The sequence below is a fragment of the Streptomyces alboniger genome (assembly GCF_008704395.1).
Lineage (GTDB): Bacteria > Actinomycetota > Actinomycetes > Streptomycetales > Streptomycetaceae > Streptomyces > Streptomyces alboniger.
Window position 1 is genome coordinate 3,874,388 of record NZ_CP023695.1, and the last position, 20,356, is coordinate 3,894,743.

At 71.0% G+C, this 20,356-nt stretch carries 18 protein-coding genes; 12 read left to right on the top strand and 6 right to left on the bottom strand.

Annotation, left to right across the window (positions count from 1 at the left end):
* The first annotated feature begins 344 nt into the window (after nucleotides 1-344).
* Nucleotides 345-1,871: a PP2C family protein-serine/threonine phosphatase gene (locus CP975_RS17205; RefSeq protein WP_150477081.1), complete on the top strand. Its 1,527-nt coding sequence runs from the start codon at nucleotides 345-347 to the stop codon at nucleotides 1,869-1,871.
* Between the two features lie 147 nt (nucleotides 1,872-2,018).
* On the top strand, nucleotides 2,019-3,479 hold the full coding sequence (locus CP975_RS17210; RefSeq protein ID WP_055532383.1) for an aminopeptidase P family protein: 1,461 nt from the start codon (nucleotides 2,019-2,021) through the stop codon (nucleotides 3,477-3,479).
* Nucleotides 3,480-3,507: 28 nt separating this feature from the next.
* Here the strand turns inward: CP975_RS17210 and CP975_RS17215 are convergent, their stop codons facing one another.
* Nucleotides 3,508-4,038: a carboxymuconolactone decarboxylase family protein gene (locus CP975_RS17215; RefSeq protein ID WP_055532381.1), complete on the bottom strand. Its 531-nt coding sequence runs from the start codon at nucleotides 4,036-4,038 to the stop codon at nucleotides 3,508-3,510.
* Between the two features lie 47 nt (nucleotides 4,039-4,085).
* Between CP975_RS17215 and pdxR the strand changes: the two genes are divergently transcribed.
* On the top strand, nucleotides 4,086-5,546 hold the full coding sequence (gene pdxR, locus CP975_RS17220) for a MocR-like pyridoxine biosynthesis transcription factor PdxR (protein ID WP_055532379.1): 1,461 nt from the start codon (nucleotides 4,086-4,088) through the stop codon (nucleotides 5,544-5,546).
* Nucleotides 5,547-5,700: 154 nt separating this feature from the next.
* On the opposite strand, the gene CP975_RS17225 is transcribed toward pdxR, so the two are convergent.
* Nucleotides 5,701-6,168 (bottom strand): ATP-binding protein, encoded by a 468-nt coding sequence (locus tag CP975_RS17225; RefSeq protein WP_055532377.1) that lies wholly within the window; start codon nucleotides 6,166-6,168, stop codon nucleotides 5,701-5,703.
* 244 nt (nucleotides 6,169-6,412) lie between these two features.
* Here CP975_RS17225 and CP975_RS17230 point away from each other — a divergent pair, with 244 nt between their 5' ends.
* From CP975_RS17230 to CP975_RS17270, 9 genes are all read left to right on the top strand, one after another.
* On the top strand, nucleotides 6,413-7,300 hold the full coding sequence (locus CP975_RS17230; RefSeq protein WP_055532375.1) for a hypothetical protein: 888 nt from the start codon (nucleotides 6,413-6,415) through the stop codon (nucleotides 7,298-7,300).
* 260 nt (nucleotides 7,301-7,560) lie between these two features.
* Nucleotides 7,561-8,298, top strand: a complete 738-nt coding sequence (locus CP975_RS17235; RefSeq protein ID WP_055532373.1) for a YcnI family copper-binding membrane protein — start codon at nucleotides 7,561-7,563, stop codon at nucleotides 8,296-8,298.
* 107 nt (nucleotides 8,299-8,405) lie between these two features.
* Entirely contained in the window at nucleotides 8,406-9,125 is a 720-nt protein-coding gene (locus tag CP975_RS17240; RefSeq protein WP_150477082.1) for an SCO family protein, read from the top strand.
* On the top strand, nucleotides 9,122-9,700 hold the full coding sequence (locus CP975_RS17245) for a copper chaperone PCu(A)C (protein ID WP_055532371.1): 579 nt from the start codon (nucleotides 9,122-9,124) through the stop codon (nucleotides 9,698-9,700). Before CP975_RS17240 ends, CP975_RS17245 begins: the two co-directional genes overlap by 4 nt.
* Before the next feature lie 14 nt (nucleotides 9,701-9,714).
* On the top strand, nucleotides 9,715-11,703 hold the full coding sequence (locus CP975_RS17250; RefSeq protein ID WP_055532369.1) for a copper resistance protein CopC: 1,989 nt from the start codon (nucleotides 9,715-9,717) through the stop codon (nucleotides 11,701-11,703).
* A gap of 6 nt (nucleotides 11,704-11,709) precedes the next feature.
* Nucleotides 11,710-12,966: an iron uptake transporter deferrochelatase/peroxidase subunit gene (efeB, locus tag CP975_RS17255; RefSeq protein ID WP_055532367.1), complete on the top strand. Its 1,257-nt coding sequence runs from the start codon at nucleotides 11,710-11,712 to the stop codon at nucleotides 12,964-12,966.
* Nucleotides 12,967-13,088: 122 nt separating this feature from the next.
* On the top strand, nucleotides 13,089-14,024 hold the full coding sequence (gene pheA / locus CP975_RS17260; protein ID WP_055527106.1) for a prephenate dehydratase: 936 nt from the start codon (nucleotides 13,089-13,091) through the stop codon (nucleotides 14,022-14,024).
* A gap of 635 nt (nucleotides 14,025-14,659) precedes the next feature.
* A complete protein-coding gene (gene serS / locus CP975_RS17265; protein WP_055527104.1) occupies nucleotides 14,660-15,949 on the top strand; it encodes a serine--tRNA ligase in 1,290 nt (429 codons plus the stop codon).
* Nucleotides 15,946-16,770 carry an HAD family hydrolase gene (locus CP975_RS17270; RefSeq protein WP_055527103.1) on the top strand — a complete coding sequence of 275 codons (825 nt, stop codon included), beginning with the start codon at nucleotides 15,946-15,948 and terminating at the stop codon, nucleotides 16,768-16,770. Before serS ends, CP975_RS17270 begins: the two co-directional genes overlap by 4 nt.
* A gap of 17 nt (nucleotides 16,771-16,787) precedes the next feature.
* Here the strand turns inward: CP975_RS17270 and CP975_RS17275 are convergent, their stop codons facing one another.
* Genes CP975_RS17275 through CP975_RS17290 form a run of 4 tightly spaced genes read right to left on the bottom strand, consistent with a single transcriptional unit; the run spans nucleotide 16,788 to nucleotide 20,313 of the window.
* Nucleotides 16,788-17,507 (bottom strand): ABC transporter permease, encoded by a 720-nt coding sequence (locus CP975_RS17275; protein WP_055527101.1) that lies wholly within the window; start codon nucleotides 17,505-17,507, stop codon nucleotides 16,788-16,790.
* Between the two features lie 10 nt (nucleotides 17,508-17,517).
* A complete protein-coding gene (locus CP975_RS17280) occupies nucleotides 17,518-18,429 on the bottom strand; it encodes an ABC transporter ATP-binding protein (protein WP_030780219.1) in 912 nt (303 codons plus the stop codon).
* Nucleotides 18,429-19,310 carry an ABC transporter permease gene (locus CP975_RS17285; RefSeq protein ID WP_055527100.1) on the bottom strand — a complete coding sequence of 294 codons (882 nt, stop codon included), beginning with the start codon at nucleotides 19,308-19,310 and terminating at the stop codon, nucleotides 18,429-18,431. Before CP975_RS17285 ends, CP975_RS17280 begins: the two co-directional genes overlap by 1 nt.
* Nucleotides 19,300-20,313, bottom strand: coding sequence for an ABC transporter ATP-binding protein (locus CP975_RS17290; RefSeq protein ID WP_055527099.1), 1,014 nt, complete (start codon nucleotides 20,311-20,313; stop codon nucleotides 19,300-19,302). The genes CP975_RS17285 and CP975_RS17290 overlap by 11 nt, the downstream gene beginning before the upstream one ends.
* Nucleotides 20,314-20,356 lie beyond the last annotated feature (43 nt).

The window sequence follows — 20,356 nt, forward strand, 5'->3', positions numbered from 1 at the left end:
CCAGCCTGCGGCATGGGGAACCACTCTGAACCGAGCGTTGACGTGGCGTGGGGTGGCGGCGCCTGGCGTTTGCCGTCCCGCGTTATTGCTTGCCGCCTCCCCCACGGGAGGATGGGGCACGGTCGTCGTGAGGTAGGACGCCCGGGTCCTCCGCGAGGTTCCGGGCGGGCCCCAACTGCCCCTGGTCATCACTGAGTACGTACCCAGGACGACCACTGCAACGCTCTACCGAACAACGTCAGTCGACCGCAATATGCCCTAACCCTGCACGGTTTTAGGCCAACTTATCAAGATCGCTAATAGTGCTCGGAATGCACACGGACACCAGGAATCCCAGCAGGACAATGCTGGACATCCCCTCACCAGGGCGTGTACATCTGGAGACATTGCTAGCGGCGCATAATGACATGGGGGTTTGCGATGCTATTGAGCATTACGCACCGGCCGGAAAGCCGTCAGCCATGAACGCCCCGCACCTTCCGAAAGTGGCCGGAATCGATTCCACTGTTCCGCCACCAGCCCACACTGTCGCGCCCACCGCGCCCGCCCCGCCCGCATCCGCGGGCTCCTGCGTCCCCGGCGCCCCCGGCGCCGTGCTCCAGGACCGCCTCGCGGGCTGGGTCTCCGACCTCACCACGCTGCACGAACTCACCGAGCGGCTCGCCCGCACGGAGACCGTCGACGAGGCCCTGCGGGAGCTGCTGCGCGCCGGTGCCGCCCTCGTCGGCGCCCGGCGAGGGCTCGCCGTCCTCGAGCCCTCCGACGGGCTCGGCCCCGACAGCACGACCGGCCTGGGGCTCACCCGTGCGGAACTGGGACACCTTGAGACCGTGCCGCGCGGCGCCACGTCGTACGGCCAGATCCTCGACGCGCCGGCGGTCGGCGCCCCGGGACCCGGCACCGAGATCGTCCGGCCCGACCTGCTCGCCGACGACGGCCTCGACCCGCGCCACCGCGAGGTCGCCACCCGCATCGGCTACGCCGCGAGCTACGCCCTGCCCCTGGCCAGCGACGGGGCGGGCCGCGTCGGCGCCGCCGTCTGGCTGTACGACGAGCCCGCCGAGCCGACCGAGCGCAGACGCCACCTCGCCGGGCTCTACGCGGCCTACGCCACCGAACACCTCGCACGGCTGCTCGAACTGGACCGCGCCCGCACGACGGCCGCGACCCTCCGCGAGGAACTCATGCCCTCGCGGCTGCCGCGGGTCGCCGGGGTGCAGCTCGCCGCACGGCAGCGCACCGGGCCGCGCGGCGGAGGCGACTGGCACGACGCGCTGCCGCTGCCGGACGCCGCCCTCGGCCTCGCGGTCGGATCCGTCACCGGATCGGGGCCCAGCGCGGTGGCCGCGATGGGTCGGCTGCGGGCCTCCTTGCGGGCGTACGCCGTGATGGAGGGCGAGGACCCCGTCGCCGTACTCTCCGATCTGGAGCTGCTGCTGCGGCTCACCGAACCCGCGCGGTCCGCCACGGCCCTCTTCGCCTACTGCGAGCCCGCCCTGCGCAAGATCGTGCTCGCCGGGGCAGGACACAGCCCGCCGCTCATCGTCGGCGAGCGGCGCACGGAGTTCGTCGAGACGTCCCTGTCCGCGCCGCTCGGGATGCTCGCCTGCTGGGAGGCGCCGAGCGTGGAGATCTCCCCGGAGCCCGGAGAAACGGTGCTTCTCTATACGGACGGCCTGCTGCACCGCACCGGGGACCCGATGGACCGGGCGTTCGCGCGCCTGCACGCGGCGGCGGCGAGCGTACCCAAGACCATCAGGGGCGACCCCGGGGCGATCGCCGACCACGTCCTGCGGACCGTCCTGCCGGACGGGCTCGACACGGTGGACAGCGACGAGGACGTGGTGCTTCTGGCGGCCCGCTTCGAGTGAGGGCGCCGATGCCTCCCCACGCGCGCGTGGCCGACGTTTTCGCGTGAGGCCACGGGTACGCGCTGTAAGCGGTCCAAGGGCCCTGTGCCCCCTTCCGTACGCCCGTACGATGGAGGGTGGCCCAGTGTCGTACCTAGGAGGCAGACCGTGTCGGACGCTCTCAACCCGGAGACTTCGGAAGAGACCGAAGAAGAGCCGATCAAGCAGCGCAAGAACGGCCTGTACCCGGGCGTTTCCGACGAGCTTGCCGAGAGTATGAAGTCCGGCTGGGCCGACACGGAGCTGCACGAGCTGGAGCCGATCCCGCAGGCCGCGAACACCGCGGCACGCCGCGCCGCGCTCTCCGCGCGCTTCCCGGGCGAGCGCCTGGTCATCCCCGCGGGCAACCTCAAGACCCGCTCGAACGACACCGAGTACGCCTTCCGGGCCTCCGTCGAGTACGCCTACCTCACCGGCAACCAGACCGAGGACGGCGTCCTGGTCCTGGAGCCCACCAAGAGCGGCCACGACGCGACGATCTACCTGCTGCCGCGCTCCAACCGTGAGAACGGCGAGTTCTGGCTGGACGGCCAGGGCGAGCTGTGGGTCGGCCGTCGCCACTCCCTCACCGAGGCCGAGAAGCTGTACGGCATCCCCGCCGCCGACGTGCGAGAGCTGGCCGAGGCGCTGCGCGAGGCCACCGGGCCCGTGCGTGTCGTCCGCGGTTACGACGCCGGCATCGAGGCCGCGCTGACCGACAAGGTCACCGCCGAGCGCGACGAGGAGCTGCGCGTCTTCCTCTCCGAGGCCCGTCTGGTCAAGGACGAGTTCGAGATCGGCGAGCTCCAGAAGGCGTGCGACTCGACCGCGCGCGGCTTCGAGGACGTCGTGAAGATCCTCGACAAGGCCGAGGCGACGAGCGAGCGCTACATCGAAGGCACGTTCTTCCTGCGCGCCCGCGTCGAGGGCAACGACATCGGCTACGGCTCCATCTGCGCCGCGGGCCCGCACGCCACCACCCTGCACTGGGTGCGCAACGACGGCCCCGTGCGCTCCGGAGAGCTGCTCCTGCTCGACGCGGGCGTGGAGACGCACACGTACTACACCGCCGACATCACCCGCACCCTGCCGATCAACGGCCGCTTCAACGCGTTGCAGAAGAAGATCTACGACGCCGTGTACGAGGCCCAGGAGGCCGGCATCGCGGCCGTGAAGCCCGGTGCCAAGTACCGCGACTTCCACGACGCCTCGCAGCGCGTGCTCGCCGAGAAGCTGGTGGAGTGGGGCCTCGTCGAGGGTCCCGTCGAGCGCGTCCTCGAGCTGGGGCTCCAGCGCCGCTGGACGCTGCACGGCACCGGTCACATGCTCGGCATGGACGTCCACGACTGCGCCGCCGCGCGTCAGGAGACGTACGTCGACGGCACGCTGGAGCCCGGCATGTGCCTGACCGTCGAGCCCGGCCTGTACTTCCAGGCGGACGACCTGACCGTGCCCGAGGAGTACCGCGGCATCGGCGTCCGGATCGAGGACGACATCCTCGTGACGGAGGACGGCAACAGGAACCTCTCGGACTCGCTGCCGCGGCGCTCGGACGAGGTCGAGGCGTGGATGGCGCAGCTCAAGGGCTGAGCGACGCCGTCCGGGAGCTGAGCGGCCTTCAGTGAGCCGACTCCCGCTCGTCCTCGCCCGCGACCTTGGCCGTGCTCAGGGCGATGCGGTTCCACGTGTTGATGGTGAAGACCAGGGCGAGGACGCGGGCCAGCTCCGCCTCGTCGAAGTGCTCGGCGGCACGGGCGTAGACGTCGTCGGGCACGCCGCCCTGGGCGACCAGCGTGACCGCCTCGGTCAGGGCGAGGGCCGCCTGCTCCTTCTCGGTGAAGAAGTTCCTGGCCTCGCGCCACACGCCGATCATGTGCAGACGGGCCTCGTCCTCGCCCGCCTTGCGGGCGTCCGAGGTGTGCATGTGGAGGCAGTAGGCACAGCCGTTGAGGAGCGAGGCACGGATCTGGATCAGCTCGACCAGGGCCGGGTCGAGGCCGTCGCGGGCGGCTGCGTCGAACCCGATGAGGGCCTTGAAGGCCTTGGGGGCGGCCTTGGCGAAGTTGAGGCGGGGGGTCTCCTGGACGGGGACGGTCGCGGCCGTCTGCTTCGCGTGCTGCGTCTGCTTCGTGTGCGTGTCAGTCGTCATGGCTGTGAATCTAGGCGCGTGAAAGACCTCGGTTAAGGTGCATTCCCATGGCTGAACCATGGGTCAATTCCGCGGAGCGCATCGGCAGTGACCTGCATCTGGAGCTGTCGGGCGCGGGCAGCCGCCGCGCCGTCCTCATCCGGGCCCTGCGGGACGCCGTACGCGACGGAAGGCTCGCCCCCGGCACCCGGCTGCCGCCCTACCGCTCGCTCGCCGCGGACCTCGGCCTCGCCCGCAACACGGTCGCCGACGCCTATGCCGAGCTGGTCGCCGAGGGGTGGCTGACCGCCCGGCAGGGGTCGGGGACGCGGGTCGCTGAGCGGGCGGCGCCGCCCTCACCCGCACGCACACCGAAGCCCGCCCCCGCGCGGCCCGCCGCTCCCGCCCACGACCTCCGCCAGGGTCGGCCCGACCCCGCCTCCTTTCCCCGCACGGCCTGGCTCGCGGCGGCCCGGCGCGCCGTCAACTCCGCGCCGGGCGACGCCTTCGGGCCCGGTGACCCGCGCGGCCGCGTCGAGCTGCGGCAGGCGCTCACCGACTATCTGCGGCGGGCCCGCGGGGTACGCGCCGACCCCGATCGGCTCGTCGTCTGCTCCGGCTTCGCGCACGCACTGCGGCTGCTGTACGGGGGGTCCCACGGCGCGGGCGGCGCGGCGCTGCGCGGCCCGCTCGCCGTGGAGTCGTACGGCCTGGGCTTCCACCGCGGGATCCTGGAGAGCACAGGCGTTCGGACGGTTCCGCTGGAGCTGGACGAACAGGGCGCCCGGGTCGAGGAACTGACCGGCGGTCAGGGCATACGAGGTGTACTGCTCACGCCCGCACACCAGTTCCCGACCGGCGGGCCGCTGCACCCGGCCCGGCGGGCGGCGGTGGTCGACTGGGCCCGCACGAGCGGCGGGCTGGTCCTGGAGGACGACTACGACGGGGAGTTCCGCTACGACCGCGAGCCCGTCGGCGCACTGCAAGGCCTGGACCCCGAACGGGTCGTCTACCTCGGCTCGGTCAGCAAGAGCCTGTCCCCCGCGGTGCGCCTCGGCTGGATGGTGCTGCCGGAACACCTCGTCGACAGCGTGCTCGCGGCGAAGGGGGAGCGGGAGGCGTGGGCGGGCGTACTCGACCAGCTCACGCTCGCCGACTTCATCGCCTCCGGGCAGTACGACCGCCACATCCGCCGGATGCGTCAGCGCTATCGGCGCCGCCGCGACCGGCTGGTGTCCGCCCTCGCCGAGCACGCCCCGCACATCACGGCCACCGGTGTCGCGGCCGGGCTGCACGCGGTGCTGCGGCTGCCGCCGGGGACGGAGGCCTCCGCGGCCAAGGCGGCTGCCTGGCAGGGGATCGCCCTGGACGGCCTCGCCGCGTTCCGCCATCCGCGGGCCACGGGTCCTGAGGCGGACGGCCTCGTCGTCGGGTACTCCACGCCGTCGGAGCACACCTACGGGGCGGCGGTGGAGGCGCTGCTGCGGGCGTTGCCGCCGGCCGATGCGAGCGCGGGTCCGGGGGCCTGAAGACGCGGATGCGGGGACCTGAACACGCGGCGCCTTTGAGGGCGTGCGCCTGCTGCCGCTCACCACGCGCGGCGCGAAGAGCGGCTGCTCCGGACGGCTCCGGCGGACCGGGCCCCGCACGCGATCCCGCCGATCGCACTGACGCGCGAACGCGTCAGGCCGTCATGAGCGGCGCGCCCTCACGCCACTTCAGCTTCCGGTCGAAGCTGATCACCGCTCCGCCCCGGCCCGGCTTGTTGCCGAGGTGGACGTGGTCGGCCAGCTCCCTGATCAGGCACAGGCCGCGGCCGTGCTCGTCACTCTCCGCGGCGGCCGGCCGGGGCGCCGGCGCCGGGCAGCCGCGCGAGGCGCCGGGGAAGCCGGGCCCCGAGTCGGCCACCTCGATGCGGCACTTCTCGCCGTCCAGATAGGCCGTCACCCGATACGCGCCGGCGGTCCCGCCGGGAGCGCTCGCGCCCCCGTGCTCCACGGCGTTGGCACAGGCTTCGCTGAGAGCGACCGACAAGTCGAAGGAGACGTCGGGATCCACGCCCGCTGTCTCCATGGTGCCGATCAACAGGCGGCGGGCGAGCGGAACGCTCGCAGCTTCGCGCCGCAAATGGAGGGACCACCAGATGCTCATGCTCCAGCCTCCTGGCTGCGGCTCGACATACCGATACGTATTGCCGCAAGCGCGCGCGGATAAGCACGCGGGCCGCGTGAAGCCGCCCATACGGCGGACGCGCGGCCCGCGCGGCTCGTGTAGGGCGCACGGTCGCCCCCTCCGGCGCAGTCCCCCTCCTCCGGCGCAGTCCCCCTCCTCTGGAACCGGACCTTCCGGACCTGCCGCACGCGCCGGGCGGGCCCAGTGCGATGATGACCCCGCCATGACTGCCCCCCACCAGCGCCAGCCGCGTGACGGAGTCGATCTCCGGCTGCTCAGGGCCGCGGTGTTCGCCGCGGTCTGCGTCGTGCTGTCCGCCGGGGGCCATGTGCTCGCTTCCTGCGTCGCCGTCCCGCTGTGGACCCTCGGCGCGGGCTTCCTCGCCGTCCTCGCGGTCGCGCTGCCGCTCGCCGGGCGGGCGCGTTCGCTGCCCGGCATCGCCGCACTCCTCGCGGTGGGCCAGCTCGGGCTGCACGCCCTGTTCGGCCTCGGCCAGCACGGCACGACGGCCGCCGCCCAGGTGAGCGCCGACGCGTCCCTGGTGGAGCGGGCCGCGCGCCTGGTCTGCGGGGCGGGCGCCGCGACGATCACTCCCGCCCAGGCCCATCGCATCCTCGCCACGGCCGGGCTCGGCCCCGGCGGGGGCGCGGACCACCCGGCCGCGCACCACCACGGTCAGTCCGTCGCCGCTGCGGACTCCGCGCTGGATTCCCTCTCCACAACGGGTGCCACGGAATCTGCGGGCCCGATGGGCGCCATGGGGCTGATGGGCCTCATGCCCTCCCTCCCCATGCTCGTCGCCCACCTCCTCGCGGCCCTCGCCGCGGGGTGGCTGCTGCGCTGCGGGGACCTCGCCCTGCTCCGGCTCGTCCGGCTCGCGCACGGGGCGCAGGGGGTCGCCGAAGGGGCGCTCGTACGTTCGTTGCGCTCGGCCCTCACGCTCGTACGCGCTCTGCGGGCCGGTCTGCCCGGGGCGCCCGAGACCACAGGGCCCCGGGTTCCGCGCGCCGCGCTGCCCGCGCCGCCGAGGCCGCGCACCGTGGCGCTGGAGGACGCGGTGATCCGGCGCGGCCCGCCGCTCCGCGCCCCCCACGTCGGACTCGCTGCCTGACGCGACGCACTCCACCAGCCGTACGGAGGGGTCGCTCGGCACGCACGCGCGCGTGTCCGCCAACCAGACCGCGCGCCTCCCCCTCGTACTGAGTAGTGAGCGGTGAGTACGGAGCACCGCGCCACGCGTATCGCATCGTGCACCGCACGTCTCGTGCAGCGCACGCCGCATCGTGTGCGCACGCCTTGTGCACCGCACGCCGCTCGCGCGTACCGCTCGCCGCGCACTGCTCGCCCCAGCCAAAAGTGGAGTGTTCCTTCATGAAGATGTCCCGTATCGCCGCCGTCGGCACCGTCGCCGCCTCCGCCGTTCTCGTCCTCTCCGCGCCCGCGTTCGCGCACGTCAGCGTCTCGCCGGAAGGCGCGGCCGCCAAGGGCGGATACGCGACGGTCAACTTCAAGGTGCCGAACGAGATGGACGACGCCGCGACCAACAAGCTCGAGGTCTCCTTCCCCGGCGACCACCCCCTCGCCTCCGTGATGACGCAGCCCGTCCCCGGCTGGACCGCGAAGGTCACCAAGTCCAAGCTCGACAAGCCGCTCGAGATCCACGGCAAGAAGATCGACGAGGCCGTCACCAAGGTCACCTGGACCGCCGACGGCAAGGGCATCCAGCCCGGCACCTTCCAGAAGTTCCCGGTCTCCATGGGCCAGCTGCCGACGGACGCCGACGCACTCGTCTTCAAGGCGATCCAGACGTACGACAACAAGGAAGTCGTCCGCTGGATCGAGCCGCAGCAGAAGGGCCAGGAGGAGCCGGAGCACCCGGCGCCCACCCTCCAGCTGACCGCCGCCTCCGACGACCACCACGGCGGCGGCGCCGCGTCCGACGACGCGAAGTCGGACGCGAAGTCGCACGCCAAGGCCGAGAGCGCCGCCGCGGACTCCTCCGACAGCAGTGACACCACCGCCCGTGTCCTCGGCATCGTCGGCATCGTCGTGGGCGCCGCGGGCGTCGCGTTCGGCGTCGTCGCCACGCGCCGCCGCGTCACCGGCTGAGCCGTCGCCGGAGCCATTCCTCGGGGTGCGCCGAGGCGGCGAAACGCCCGCCCCGGTGCACCCCGGCCCCCTCACATCTGGGACATTTTCCTATGCGCACGAAGAGCATGAACAGCACGCAGAGCACGCAGAGCCCGCGGAGCACGCAGAGCCCGCGGAGCACGAGGAGCACGAGGAGCACGCACAAGAAGCTCGCCGCCGCTGCCCTGCTGGCCGCGGCCGCACTCACCCTGACCGCCTGCGGCGGCGGTGACGAGAAGAAGCCCGTCGCCGACGTCTCCGTGGAGACCGACTCGGGCAAGGCGGCGACCGTCCTCGACAAGGCGTTCGAGAAGCCGGACCTCGTCCTGACCGACACCCGCGGCAAGAAGTACGACCTGCGCGAGGAGACCAAGGGCAAGCCGACACTGATCTACTTCGGCTACACGCACTGCCCCGACGTCTGCCCGCTGACGATGAACAACATCGCGGTCGCCAAGAAGGAACTGCCCAAGGCCGACCAGGACAAGCTGAAGGTCGTCTTCGTCACCACCGACCCCAAGCGCGACACCCCCGGTGAACTGGGCAAGTGGCTCAAGGGCGTGGACGCCGACTTCACCGGCCTGACCGGCGACTTCGCGACCATCCAGGCCGGGGCCCGCCAGATGGGCATCACCGTCGTGCCGCCCAAGAAGGACAAGAACGGCAAGATCGTCTCGATGCACGGCAAGCAGGTCATGGCCTTCTCGCCGAAGACCGACGGCGGATACGTCATGTACGGCGAGGACGCCACCGCCGCCGACTACACCAAGGACCTCCCCAAGCTCGTCAAGGGAGAGACCCCGTGACCCACCGCACCGCCACCCGCCACCGCGCGCTCGTAGGCGGGGCCCTCGCGCTGGCCGCCGCGCTCACCCTGGCGGGCTGCGGCGACGACTCGGGGCCCGACGCCGAGAAGACCGCTCAGAAGCCCGACCTCAAGGTCGGCGGGGCCTACATCCCCGAACCCACCATGGACGACATGGCGGCGGGCTTCTTCACCGTCACCAACAGGGGCGGCGCCGACAAGCTCACCTCCGCCACCAGCGACATCGCGGGATCCGTCACGCTGCACAGCTCGAAGGGGGGCGTGATGAAGGAGCAGAAGTCCTTCGACGTGCCCGCGGGCGGCAAGCTCGAACTCGCGAGCGGCGGCAACCACCTGATGCTCGAAAAGCTCAAGCGCAAGCCGAAGCGGGGCGAGAAGGTCGCCGTGACGCTGCACTTCCGGACGGCGGACCCGATCACCATCGAGGTGCCGGTCAAGGAGGCGACGTACAGCCCGAAGAAGGGCCACGACGCCTCGCACACCTCGGACGCCTCGCACACGCCGCAGACGTCGCACTCGTCGGCCTCTTCGCACTCGTCGCACTCGTCGCACTGAGGGATGGACCGTTGATGCAGACCATCGCTCCCCGCCTCTGGCGGCTTCTCCTCGTGCTCGTCGCCGCGAGCGCCGCCTTTCTCGGCGGCGCCGCGCCGGCCTCCGCGCACGCCGCGCTGACCGGCAGCGACCCGAAGCAGGGAGCGGTGGTCGACAAGGCCCCCGCCCAGGTGAAGCTCACCTTCTCGGAGAAGGTCGCCATGTCGGACGGCTCGGTACGGGTCCTCGACCCGGCCGGGAAGCGGGCCGACACCAACAGGACCACCGACCTGGGCGCCAACACGTACGGCGTGAAACTCCGCAAGAGCCTGCCCGACGGCACCTTCACCGTCGCCTACCAGGTGGTCTCCGCCGACAGCCACCCGATCGCCGGCGCCTTCACCTTCTCCATCGGCGCGCCCTCCGACACGAAGGCCGTCCTGCCCGCCCAGGAGGCGGGCGGCGGCCTCGTCGGCGTGCTCTACGACATCGCGCGCTACCTGTCCTACGCCGGCTTCATCCTGGTCGTCGGCGGCGGCGCCTTCGTACTCGGCTGCTGGCCGCGCGGCGCGGGGGTGCGGCCCGTGCAGCGGCTGGTGACGTACGGCTGGGTCACGCTCACCGGATCCACGCTCGCCCTGCTCATGCTGCGCGCCCCCTACACCGGCTCCGGGAAGCTCGCCGACGCCCTCGACATGGGCAAGCTCGGCGACGTCCTCAACACCAAGACGGGCGCGGCCCTGGTCTCCCGGCTGCTGCTGCTCGCCGCGGCCGCGCTGTTCATCGCGGTGCTCTTCGGGGCGTACGACAAGCGCGAGGACCCGAAGGAGAAGAAGGACCTCACCTTCGGGCTCGCCATCGGCGGCACGGTCGTCGCCATCGGCATCGCGGCGACCTGGGCGATGGCCGAGCACGCCTCGACCGGCATCCAGGCGGGCATCGCCATGCCCGTCGACGTGCTGCACCTGCTGGCCGTCGCCGCCTGGCTGGGCGGCCTCGCCGCGCTGGTCGTCGCGCTGTACCGCACCTCTTCAGTAGAAGCGGTGGCCGTACGGCGCTTCTCGCGGGTGGCGTTCGCGAGCGTCGTCGTCCTGGCCGCGACGGGGCTCTACCAGTCGTGGCGGCAGGTCGGTTCGTGGTCGGCGCTGACCGGTACGTCGTACGGGCAGCTGCTCCTCGTCAAGATCGGCCTGGTCGTCGTCCTGGTGGGCGTCGCCTCCATCTCGCGGCGCTGGACCGGCCGTATCGCCTCCGGGGCGGGCGAGGCCCCTGCGGAGACCGCCGCCGTGATCGTCGAGCAGCGCGCGGAGAAGACGTCGGCGAACGCCGGGAAGGCGTCGGCGAACGCGGAGAAGACATCGGCGAACGCCGAGAAGAAGGCGGCGAACAAGCCCGCGGGCGTCAGGAAGCCGGTCACCGTGCCGGCTCCCTCCGGGGGCGCGGACGACACCGAGCGCTCCGCGCAGCTCGCGCGCCAGCGGGCCGCCATGGCCACCGCGCGCGAGAAGCGCATCCGCGACGCCGACCCGCACCGCTCCGGGCTGCGCCGCTCGGTGCTCACCGAGGCGGGCATCGCCGTCGTCCTGCTCGCCGTCACGACGGCCCTGACGACCACCGAGCCGGGCCGCACCGAGGAGGAGGCCGCCAGGGCCACCTCCGCCGCGGCGGCCGCCCAGCGCTCGGGTCCGCTCGCCCTCAAGGTGCCCTTCGACACGGGCGGCCAGGACGGCAAGGGCACCGTGCGCATCGAGCTGGACCCGGGGCGCACCGGCAGCAACGACCTGCACGTGTACGTCAAGCGGCCCAACGGCAGCGCCTTCGACGTCCCCGAGGTGAAGGTCTCCTTCACCCTCAAGGCAAAGGACCTGGGCCCGCTGCCCGTCGCCCCGGACCACATCGCCACCGGACACTGGACGGCGAGCGGGGTGCAGATCCCGATGGCCGGAAACTGGAAGATCGCGGTCACGGTACGGACCTCCGACATCGACCAAGTGACCGTGAACAAGAACACGCAGATCGGCTGAACGAGCATGACGGACCACGGGATTTCCAGGCGGCGGCTGCTCGGCACCGCCGGCGCGACCGGCCTCGCGCTGGGGGCGGCGGGCGGTGCGGCCGGGTACGCCGCGGCGTCCTCGTCGGGTGCGTCCGACCCGTCCGGCGCGTCCGGCTCGGCGAAGGACGCCCTGGCCTCCCTCGGCACGGGCGAGGTGATGTTTCACGGGAAACATCAGCCCGGCATCACCACGCCCATGCAGTCCCGCGGCCATCTGCTCGCCTTCGACCTGACGGCGGGTACGAGCCGCAAGGAGGCGGCCGCCCTGCTGCGCCGCTGGTCGGCGACGGCCGCGCGGCTGATGGCGGGCGAGCCGGTCGGTGGGGACGACACGGCGGTCGCCCGCGACGCGGGCCCCTCCTCGCTCTCCGTCACCTTCGGCTTCGGTGCCTCCTTCTTCTCCCGCACGGGCCTGGAGAAGCAGCGACCGAGCGCGCTGGAACCGCTGCCCGACTTCTCCTCGGACCGCCTCGACAAGGCGCGCAGCAACGGCGACCTGTGGGTGCAGATCGGTGCGAACGACCCGCTCGTCGCCTTCCACGCGTTGCGCGCCCTCCAGAAGGAGGCGGCCGGGACCGCGCGCGTGCGCTGGCAGATGAACGGCTTCAACCGTTCGCCGGGCGCCACGGCCCGCCCGATGACGACCCGCAACCTCATGGGCCAGATCGACGGGACGAACAATCCGAAACCGTCGGAGAAGGACTTCGACGAGCGGATCTTCGTGCCCGCCGACGGTGACCCGGCGTGGATGGCGGGCGGTTCCTACGCCGTCGTACGCCGCATCCGGATGCTCCTCGACGACTGGGAGAAGCTCGGTCTGAAGGCGCAGGAAGCGGTGATCGGGCGGCACAAGTCGGACGGCTCGCCACTGACCGGCGGCACGGAGACGACCGAGCCGAAGCTGGAGGAGACGGGGGCGGACGGCAAGGTCGTGATCCCCGTCAACGCGCACGCCCGCATCACACGGCCCGACCAGAACGGCGGCGCCGCGATGCTGCGCAGGCCGTTCTCGTACCACGACGGCTTCGACGCGCACGGCGAGCCGGACGCGGGGCTGCTCTTCGTCTGCTGGCAGGCGGACCCGATGCGCGGCTTCGTACCGGTGCAGCGCAAGCTCGACCGGGGCGACGCGCTCTCGGAGTTCATCCGCCACGAGGCGAGCGGGCTCTACGCGGTGCCGGGCGGGGCGGCCAAGGGCGAGTACGTGGGGCAGCGGCTGCTGGAGGGATAGTCACCCGGGGCAGGCCCCCGGGGTGCGGTCTTCGCGGGGGGCAGTCCCGGGGGGCGGGAGAGGCGGGTGCCGCTCTGTGAGACGCGACGGCCATGCCTCCTCGGCCCCATTAGGGTGACGGTATGTCGGCGACGCGCTACACCTATCTCGGCCCCGAAGGCACCTTCACCGAGGCCGCCCTCCGCACGCTGCCCGAAGCGGCCGCCCGTGAACTGGTCCCGATGGTGTCCGTACCGGCCGCGCTGGACGCGGTCCGCAGCGGCCAGGCGGCGGCGGCGCTCGTGCCGATCGAGAACTCGGTCGAGGGCGGTGTCACCACCACCGTCGACGAACTCGCCAAGGGCGAGCCGCTGATGATCTACCGCGAGGTGGTCCTGCCGATCACCTTCGCACTGCTCGTGCGCCCCGGCACGAAGCTGAAGGACATCAAGACGGTGACCGGTCACCCCGTGGCCCAGCCCCAGGTGCGCAACTGGCTGGCCGCCCACCTCCCGGACGCCGTGTGGGAGTCGGCGGCGTCGAACGCCGACGGCGCGCGCCTGGTCCAGGAAGGCCGCTTCGACGCCGCCTTCGCGGGCGAGTTCGCGGCGGCCACCTACGGCCTCGAACCGCTGGTCTCCGAGATCCACGACGCGGCGAACGCCGCGACCCGCTTCGTCCTGGTGGGCCGCCCGGCCCGCCCGGCCGCGCCGACCGGCGCCGACAAGACCTCCGTCGTCATCTGGCTGGGCGACGACCACCCCGGCGCCCTGCTCGAACTGCTCCAGGAGTTCGCCGTACGCGGCGTCAACCTCATGCGGATCGAATCGCGCCCGACCGGCCAGGGCATCGGCAACTACTGCTTCTCGGTCGATGCCGAGGGCCACATCACGGACCGCCGGGTCGGCGAGGCCCTGATGGGGCTCAAGCGGATCTGCCCGCAGGTGCGCTTCCTCGGCTCGTATCCGCGCGCGGGGGTGGCCCTGGACGAGGTACGGGAGCTGCGGCCCGGCACGTCGGACGGCGAGTTCGCGGCGGCCTCGGACTGGTTGGCGCGCTGCCAGGACGGCCGTTTCTAGCCACTGATGGCCATCAGGCGCCCTGGGAGACCCTCCGGGCGCCATTCCTACCTGCAGATTTACGTTGTCCACAGAAGTTATCCACAGGCCCGCATCTCGACCTGGGGACAAGTCGACAACGAAGCGTGACATGGTCGACAAATCGGCCCACAGCCCCCAACTCCGTCCACAGTCCCGCACGTCACCCCTCGTCCACCCTTTTCCAATGATCAACTCTTTGGAGCGAACCATTTCCACTCGAAAGTGGGTGACGGGATGGTTTGGGAAGGGAATCCTTCGCATGTCTCGCGGCTTTCGGAACGACTACTTCCGGCATCCACAGATCTTTCGCACACCCTGTGGATAACTTTTCGGAAGTGCCCATTCCTGTGGACAACCGACGTGGACGAAGCCCTCAAGTCCCGCTCCCCGCAAGGGGTTCGAGTCAAGGTCATGCGCACACTCTGCCCCATTTCGGGGAGGGGCGCCCCATTTATTGACCGGGCGTCACCGTGAACGTGAGCGGACTTTTCCAGCCGCGCGAGCCTTCTTCGATCTTCGCCCCAGCCCCTTGAATTCATTCCGGCAAAACGGTCATAACGTACTCAATGGAATACGAGTCGTAGGCCGGAACCGCTCGACGGTAGCCTTGAGGGGTGATTGACCTTCGCCTGCTCCGTGAGGACCCCGACCGTGTTCGCGCCTCCCAGCGCGCCCGTGGAGAGGACGTCGCGCTCGTCGACGCCCTGCTCTCCGCCGATGAGCGGCGCAGGTCGTCCGGCGCCCGCTTCGACGAGCTGCGCTCCGAACAGAAGGCGCTCGGCAAGCTGATCCCGAAGGCGTCGCCCGAGGAGAAGCAGGACCTCCTGAAGAAGGCGGGCGAGCTGTCCGCCGCGGTCAAGGCGGCCGACGCCGAGCAGGACGAGGCCGACGAGGAGGCCAAGCGCCTCCTCCAGCAGCTCGGGAACATCGTCCACCCCGACGTCCCGGTCGGCGGCGAGGAGGACTTCGTCGTCCTCGACACGATCGGCACCCCGCGCGACTTCGCGGCCGAGGGCTTCGAGCCCAAGGACCACCTGGAGCTGGGCGAGATGCTCGGCGCCATCGACGTCGAGCGCGGCGCGAAGGTCTCGGGCTCGCGCTTCTACTACCTGACCGGCGTCGGCGCGCTCCTCGAACTGGCCCTGGTGAACGCGGCGATCGCCCAGGCGACGGAGGCCGGGTTCATCCCGATGCTGACGCCCGCCCTGGTCCGGCCGCGCGCCATGGAGGGCACGGGCTTCCTCGGCCAGGCCGCGGAGAACGTGTACCACCTGGAGAAGGACGACTACTACCTGGTCGGCACCTCCGAGGTCGCGCTCGCCGGTTACCACATGGACGAGATCATCGACGCCGACAAGCTGCCCCTGCGGTACGCGGGCTTCTCGCCCTGCTTCCGCCGCGAGGCAGGCACGTACGGCAAGGACACCCGCGGCATCTTCCGCGTGCACCAGTTCGACAAGGTCGAGATGTTCTCGTACGTCGACCCGGCCGACGCGGAGAACGAGCACAAGCGCCTCCTGGAGTGGGAGAAGCAGTGGCTGACCGGCCTCGGCCTGCCCTTCCAGGTGATCGACGTGGCGACCGGTGACCTCGGTGCCTCGGCCTCGCGCAAGTTCGACTGCGAGGCGTGGATCCCCACCCAGGGCAAGTACCGCGAGCTGACCTCCGCCTCGAACTGCGACGGCTTCCAGGCCCGCCGCCTGTCGATCCGGATGCGCGACAACCGCGACGGCAAGAAGGTCATGCAGCCGCTCGCGACGCTGAACGGCACGCTGTGCGCCGTCCCGCGCACGATCGTGGCGCTCCTGGAGAACCACCAGCAGGCCGACGGCTCCGTGTGGGTGCCCGAGGTGCTGCGTCCCTACCTCGGGGGACGAGAGATTCTGGAGCCCATCGCCAAGTGAGCCACCCAGCTCCGGTCACGCCGTCCTTTCCTTACAAGCTGGTCGCGACCGACCTCGACGGGACGCTGCTGCGCCCCGACGACACGGTCTCGGGACGTACGCGCGACGCGCTCACCGCGGCCACCGCGGCGGGCGCCGCGCACATCATCGTCACCGGCCGTGCCGTGCCGTGGACACGGCACATCCTCGACGACCTCGGTTACGACGGGATAGCCGTCTGCGGGCAGGGCGCGCAGGTCTACCACGCGGGGGAGCACCGGCTGCTCACCTCGGTGACGCTCGACCGGCAGCTCGCGGGTCTTGCGCTGGCGAAGATCGAGGCGGAGATCGGCCCGCTCGCGCTGGCCGCGAGCCGTGACGGGCTCGACGGCGAGATCCTGGTCGGCCCCGGGTATGCGGTCCAGGACGGGCCGCTGCCGACCGTCCCGTTCACGGACGTGTCCGACCTGTGGGCCGCCCCGCTGAACAAGGTGTACATCCAGCACCCCGGCCTCGGCGACGACGCGCTGACGGACGTGGCGCGCCGGGTGGCGGGCGATCTGGTCGGCGTGACCATGGCGGGCGAGGGCGTCGTAGAACTGCTCCCGCTCGGCCTCTCCAAGGCCACGGGCCTCTCCCTGGCGGCCCGCCGCCTGGGCGCGAAGGCCGTGGACACGATCGCCTTCGGCGACATGCCGAACGACATCCCCATGTTCGGCTGGGCGGCACACGGCGTGGCCATGGCCAACGCACACGAGGAACTCAAGGCGATCGCGGACGAGGTGACCACGTCGAACGAGGCGGACGGCATCGCGGTGGTCCTGGAGCGATTGCTTCCCTGACCGTCCGCCCTGACCGGCTACTCCTCCCCGGCCAGCTTCAGGGAGCGGAGCTTCTGTCCCGCGTACCAGGTCGTGACCAGCGTGACGGCGACCAGCAGGATCGTCGCCGTCGGCAGACCGACGTCCGAGGTGATCAGGTCGCCGTCGCCGACCTTCTGGGCCACGGCGAGGGACCACTGCTGGACGCTGAGCGTGCGCGCCCCCGCGACGAGCGACCCGAAGAGGGCCTCCCACACCAGGGCGTAGACGAGCCCGAAGACCACGGCATGCCGGGTGATCGTGCCGAGGAGCAGGAATATCGCGGCGTACGTGATGGAGGCGACCAGGGCCGCGATCGTGTACGCGATGGCGATCTGCTGGCCGTTGCCGTTGAGGATCATCCCCGCGATGAAGGTGGGGATCGCGGAGAAGGCCATGGTGACGGCGATGGCGACGATCAGCTTGGTGAAGATGATCGTGGGCCGCTTCACCGGCTTGGAGAGGAGATAGACGACCGAGCCGTCGTCGATCTCCGGGCCGATGGCGCCCGTGCCCGCGATGACGCCGATGATCGGCACCATCGTGGCGAGCGCGAAGCCGCCGAGGATGTCGACGGCCACTTGGTCGTCGGCGCCGTTGAAGCCGCGTACGGCACCGGCCATGACGATCAGCAGGACGGGCAGGGCGAAGAGGATGAGGGCCCGGCGGCGGCCGAGCAGGGCCCGGTAGGTGAGCCGGGCGACTGTGGGGTCGTACATGATGCTCCCTTCAGGCCGCGACGAGGTAGGAGAAGACCGACTCGAGGGACTCGTCCGAGGGCGAGACCGTCAGCAGCCGGATGCCGTGCTCACGGGCGACCCGGGGCAGCAGCGTGGTGAACCGGCCGAAGTCGACCGCCTGAATGCGCAACGCGCCCTCCTTGAGGTCGACTTCGATTCCGGCCGTCGACGGGTCGGCGATCAGCGCGGCGGCCAGGGCGCGGTCGTCGCTGGAGCGGATCAGATAGCGGTGGGGCCGGTCGGTCATCAGGCGGCGGATCTTGCGGAAGTCCCCGCTCGCGGCGTGCCGTCCTGCGACGATGACCTCGATGTGCGAGGCCAGCTGCTCGACCTCTTCGAGGATGTGGGACGAGAAGAGAACCGTGCGGCCCTGGGCGCCCATGGTCCGCAGAAGCTCCATCAGCTGCATGCGCTGGCGCGGGTCCATGCCGTTGAACGGCTCGTCGAGCAGGAGCACCGACGGGTCGTGGACCAGGGCGGAGGCCATCTTCACGCGCTGGCGCATGCCCTTGCTGTACGTGGAGATCTTCCGGTCCTGCGCGTACTCCATCTCGACCGTGGCGAGGGCCTTCTTGGCGGCCCGCTCGTCCAGGCCGTGCAACTCGGCATTGGCGACGACGAATTCACGTCCGGTGAGGAAGTCGTACATCGCCTCGCGCTCGGGGACGATGCCGATGTCCTTGTAGATCTGTTCGTTGCGCCAGATCGGCTTGCCGTCGAGCGTGACGCTGCCCGTGGAGGGGGCGAGGAATCCGCCCATCATGTTGATGAGCGTGGACTTGCCCGCGCCGTTCGGACCGAGGAGCCCCGTGACTCCCGGGCCGATGTTCATGGTGATGTCGTTGACGGCCACGACGTTGCCGAACCAGCGGGACGTGTGGTCGATGTTGATCGTGGTCATCAGAGGCCGACCTTTCGGTAGCGGCGCATCATCGCGCCGTAGCAGCCCGCGATGAGGCCGAGGACGACGAGTACGTAGACGACGCCGACGCCGGACGAGGGGCCCTCCCCGCCGGGGAAAGCGGACGTCGCGCCGAGGAAGGCGGTCTGCACTCCGTCGATGAGCGTGATCGGCGAGAAGAGGCCGAGCCAGGCGATGGCTTCGGTGCTGCCCTGTTCGTAGGCGATGGCCTGGACCGTGGACACCGCGCCGTACGTGATGGTCATGACGGCGATGACGGCGGCGATGCCGAAGCCGCGGCGGGGTGTGATCGCCGAGATCACCAGGGCGATGCCGGAGAAGAAGAGGGAGAGCAGGGCCACGGAGACCAGGCCCTGGGCGAAGCCCTTCGTCTGGTCCGCGAAGTTGAGCTTGGCGAGCAGGGCTCCTACGTAGAGCACCAGCAGCGGCGCGGCCGTCAGGACGAAGAGGGCGGAGGACATCGCGGCGAGCTTCGCGAGGACGTAGTCACCGCGCTCGATGGGCCGGGAGAAATAGAGCGGCACGGTCTTGAAACGCAGGTCTCGGGAGACGGTCTGCGGGGCCTGGGCGGCCAGGAACAGGCTGATGACGGCTTGCAGGAAGATCGCGTAGCGCGTGTAGTCGACGGGGAGGTCCTTGGCCTTGGTGGCCACGGCGACCGCCACCATGATCGCGGCGGGCACGCACATCACCGCGAAGAGGATCATCGGCAGGACCTTGGACTTGGCGGAGCGCCCGAGGCCGTACGCGCCGCGCAGGCTCTGGGAGAAGAGCGAGCGGCGGGCATAGGCACGGCCGAGGCGCGGGCCGTCGTAATTCCTGTACCCGATGTTGTGGATCTGGGTGGACTCAGCGCTCATCGCGTCCGCCTCCTGTCTGCTGTGCGGTGGCGGCCCACGCGGCGGCGCGCTCGGGGACGGGCGCCGGCCGGTCCTCGTCCTGGTCCTTGAAGACCTCGGCGATGTGGTGCCTGCGCTGCTCCATCCTGATCAGGCCGAGGCCGAGGTCGGCGACAAGGTCGCGCACGAGGTCGTATGTCTCCTCGCCCTCGGCGGTGAGCAGGATCGTGTGGCCCGCGCCGGGCAGTTCGCCGCCGGTCTCCGTCTCGATGCCGCGCCCGCGCAGCGCGTCGCGCAACACGCGCGTGCCGTCGGGGTGTTCGTCGGTGTCGGTGACCTCGACGGCCAGGGTCGTGGTGGTCTGGGTGAAGTCCGTGGTGGAGCTGGACCGCAGGAGCTTGCCGCCGTCGATGACGACGACGTGGTCACAGGTGCGCTCCAGCTCGCCCAGGAGGTGTGAGGTGACGAGGACGGAGATGCCGAAGTCGGTGTGGACGCGCCGGATCAGGCCGAGCATCTCGTCGCGGCCGACGGGGTCCAGGCCGTTCGTCGGCTCGTCCAGGAAGACCAGCTGGGGGTCGTGGACGAGGGCCTGGGCGAGCTTCACGCGCTGCTTCATGCCTGTCGAATAGCCGCCGATGGGGCGGTACCGCTCCTCGTAGAGCCCGACGTGTCGCAGGGTGTCCGCGGTGCGCTCGCGGGCCGCTGTGGGCGGGAGTCCGGACATGCGCGCCATGTGGACGACGAACTCGGTGGCCGAGACGTCGGGTGGCAGGCAGTCGTGCTCGGGCATGTACCCCACGCGCTCGCGGATCTGGCCGCCGCTGGTGGCGACGTCGAGGCCGAGCACGGCGGCGCGGCCCTCCGTGGCGGGGGACAGACCCAGCAGGATCTTGATCAGTGTGGACTTGCCGGCTCCATTGGACCCGACGAGTCCGGTCACACCGGGCCCGATATCCATGGAGAGCCGGTCAAGCGCGGTCACCCTCGGGAACCGCTTGCTCAGGCTTTCGGTCGCGATCACAGTCACGCTTCGACGGTAGTGGCGCAGACCACACGAGTCGTCA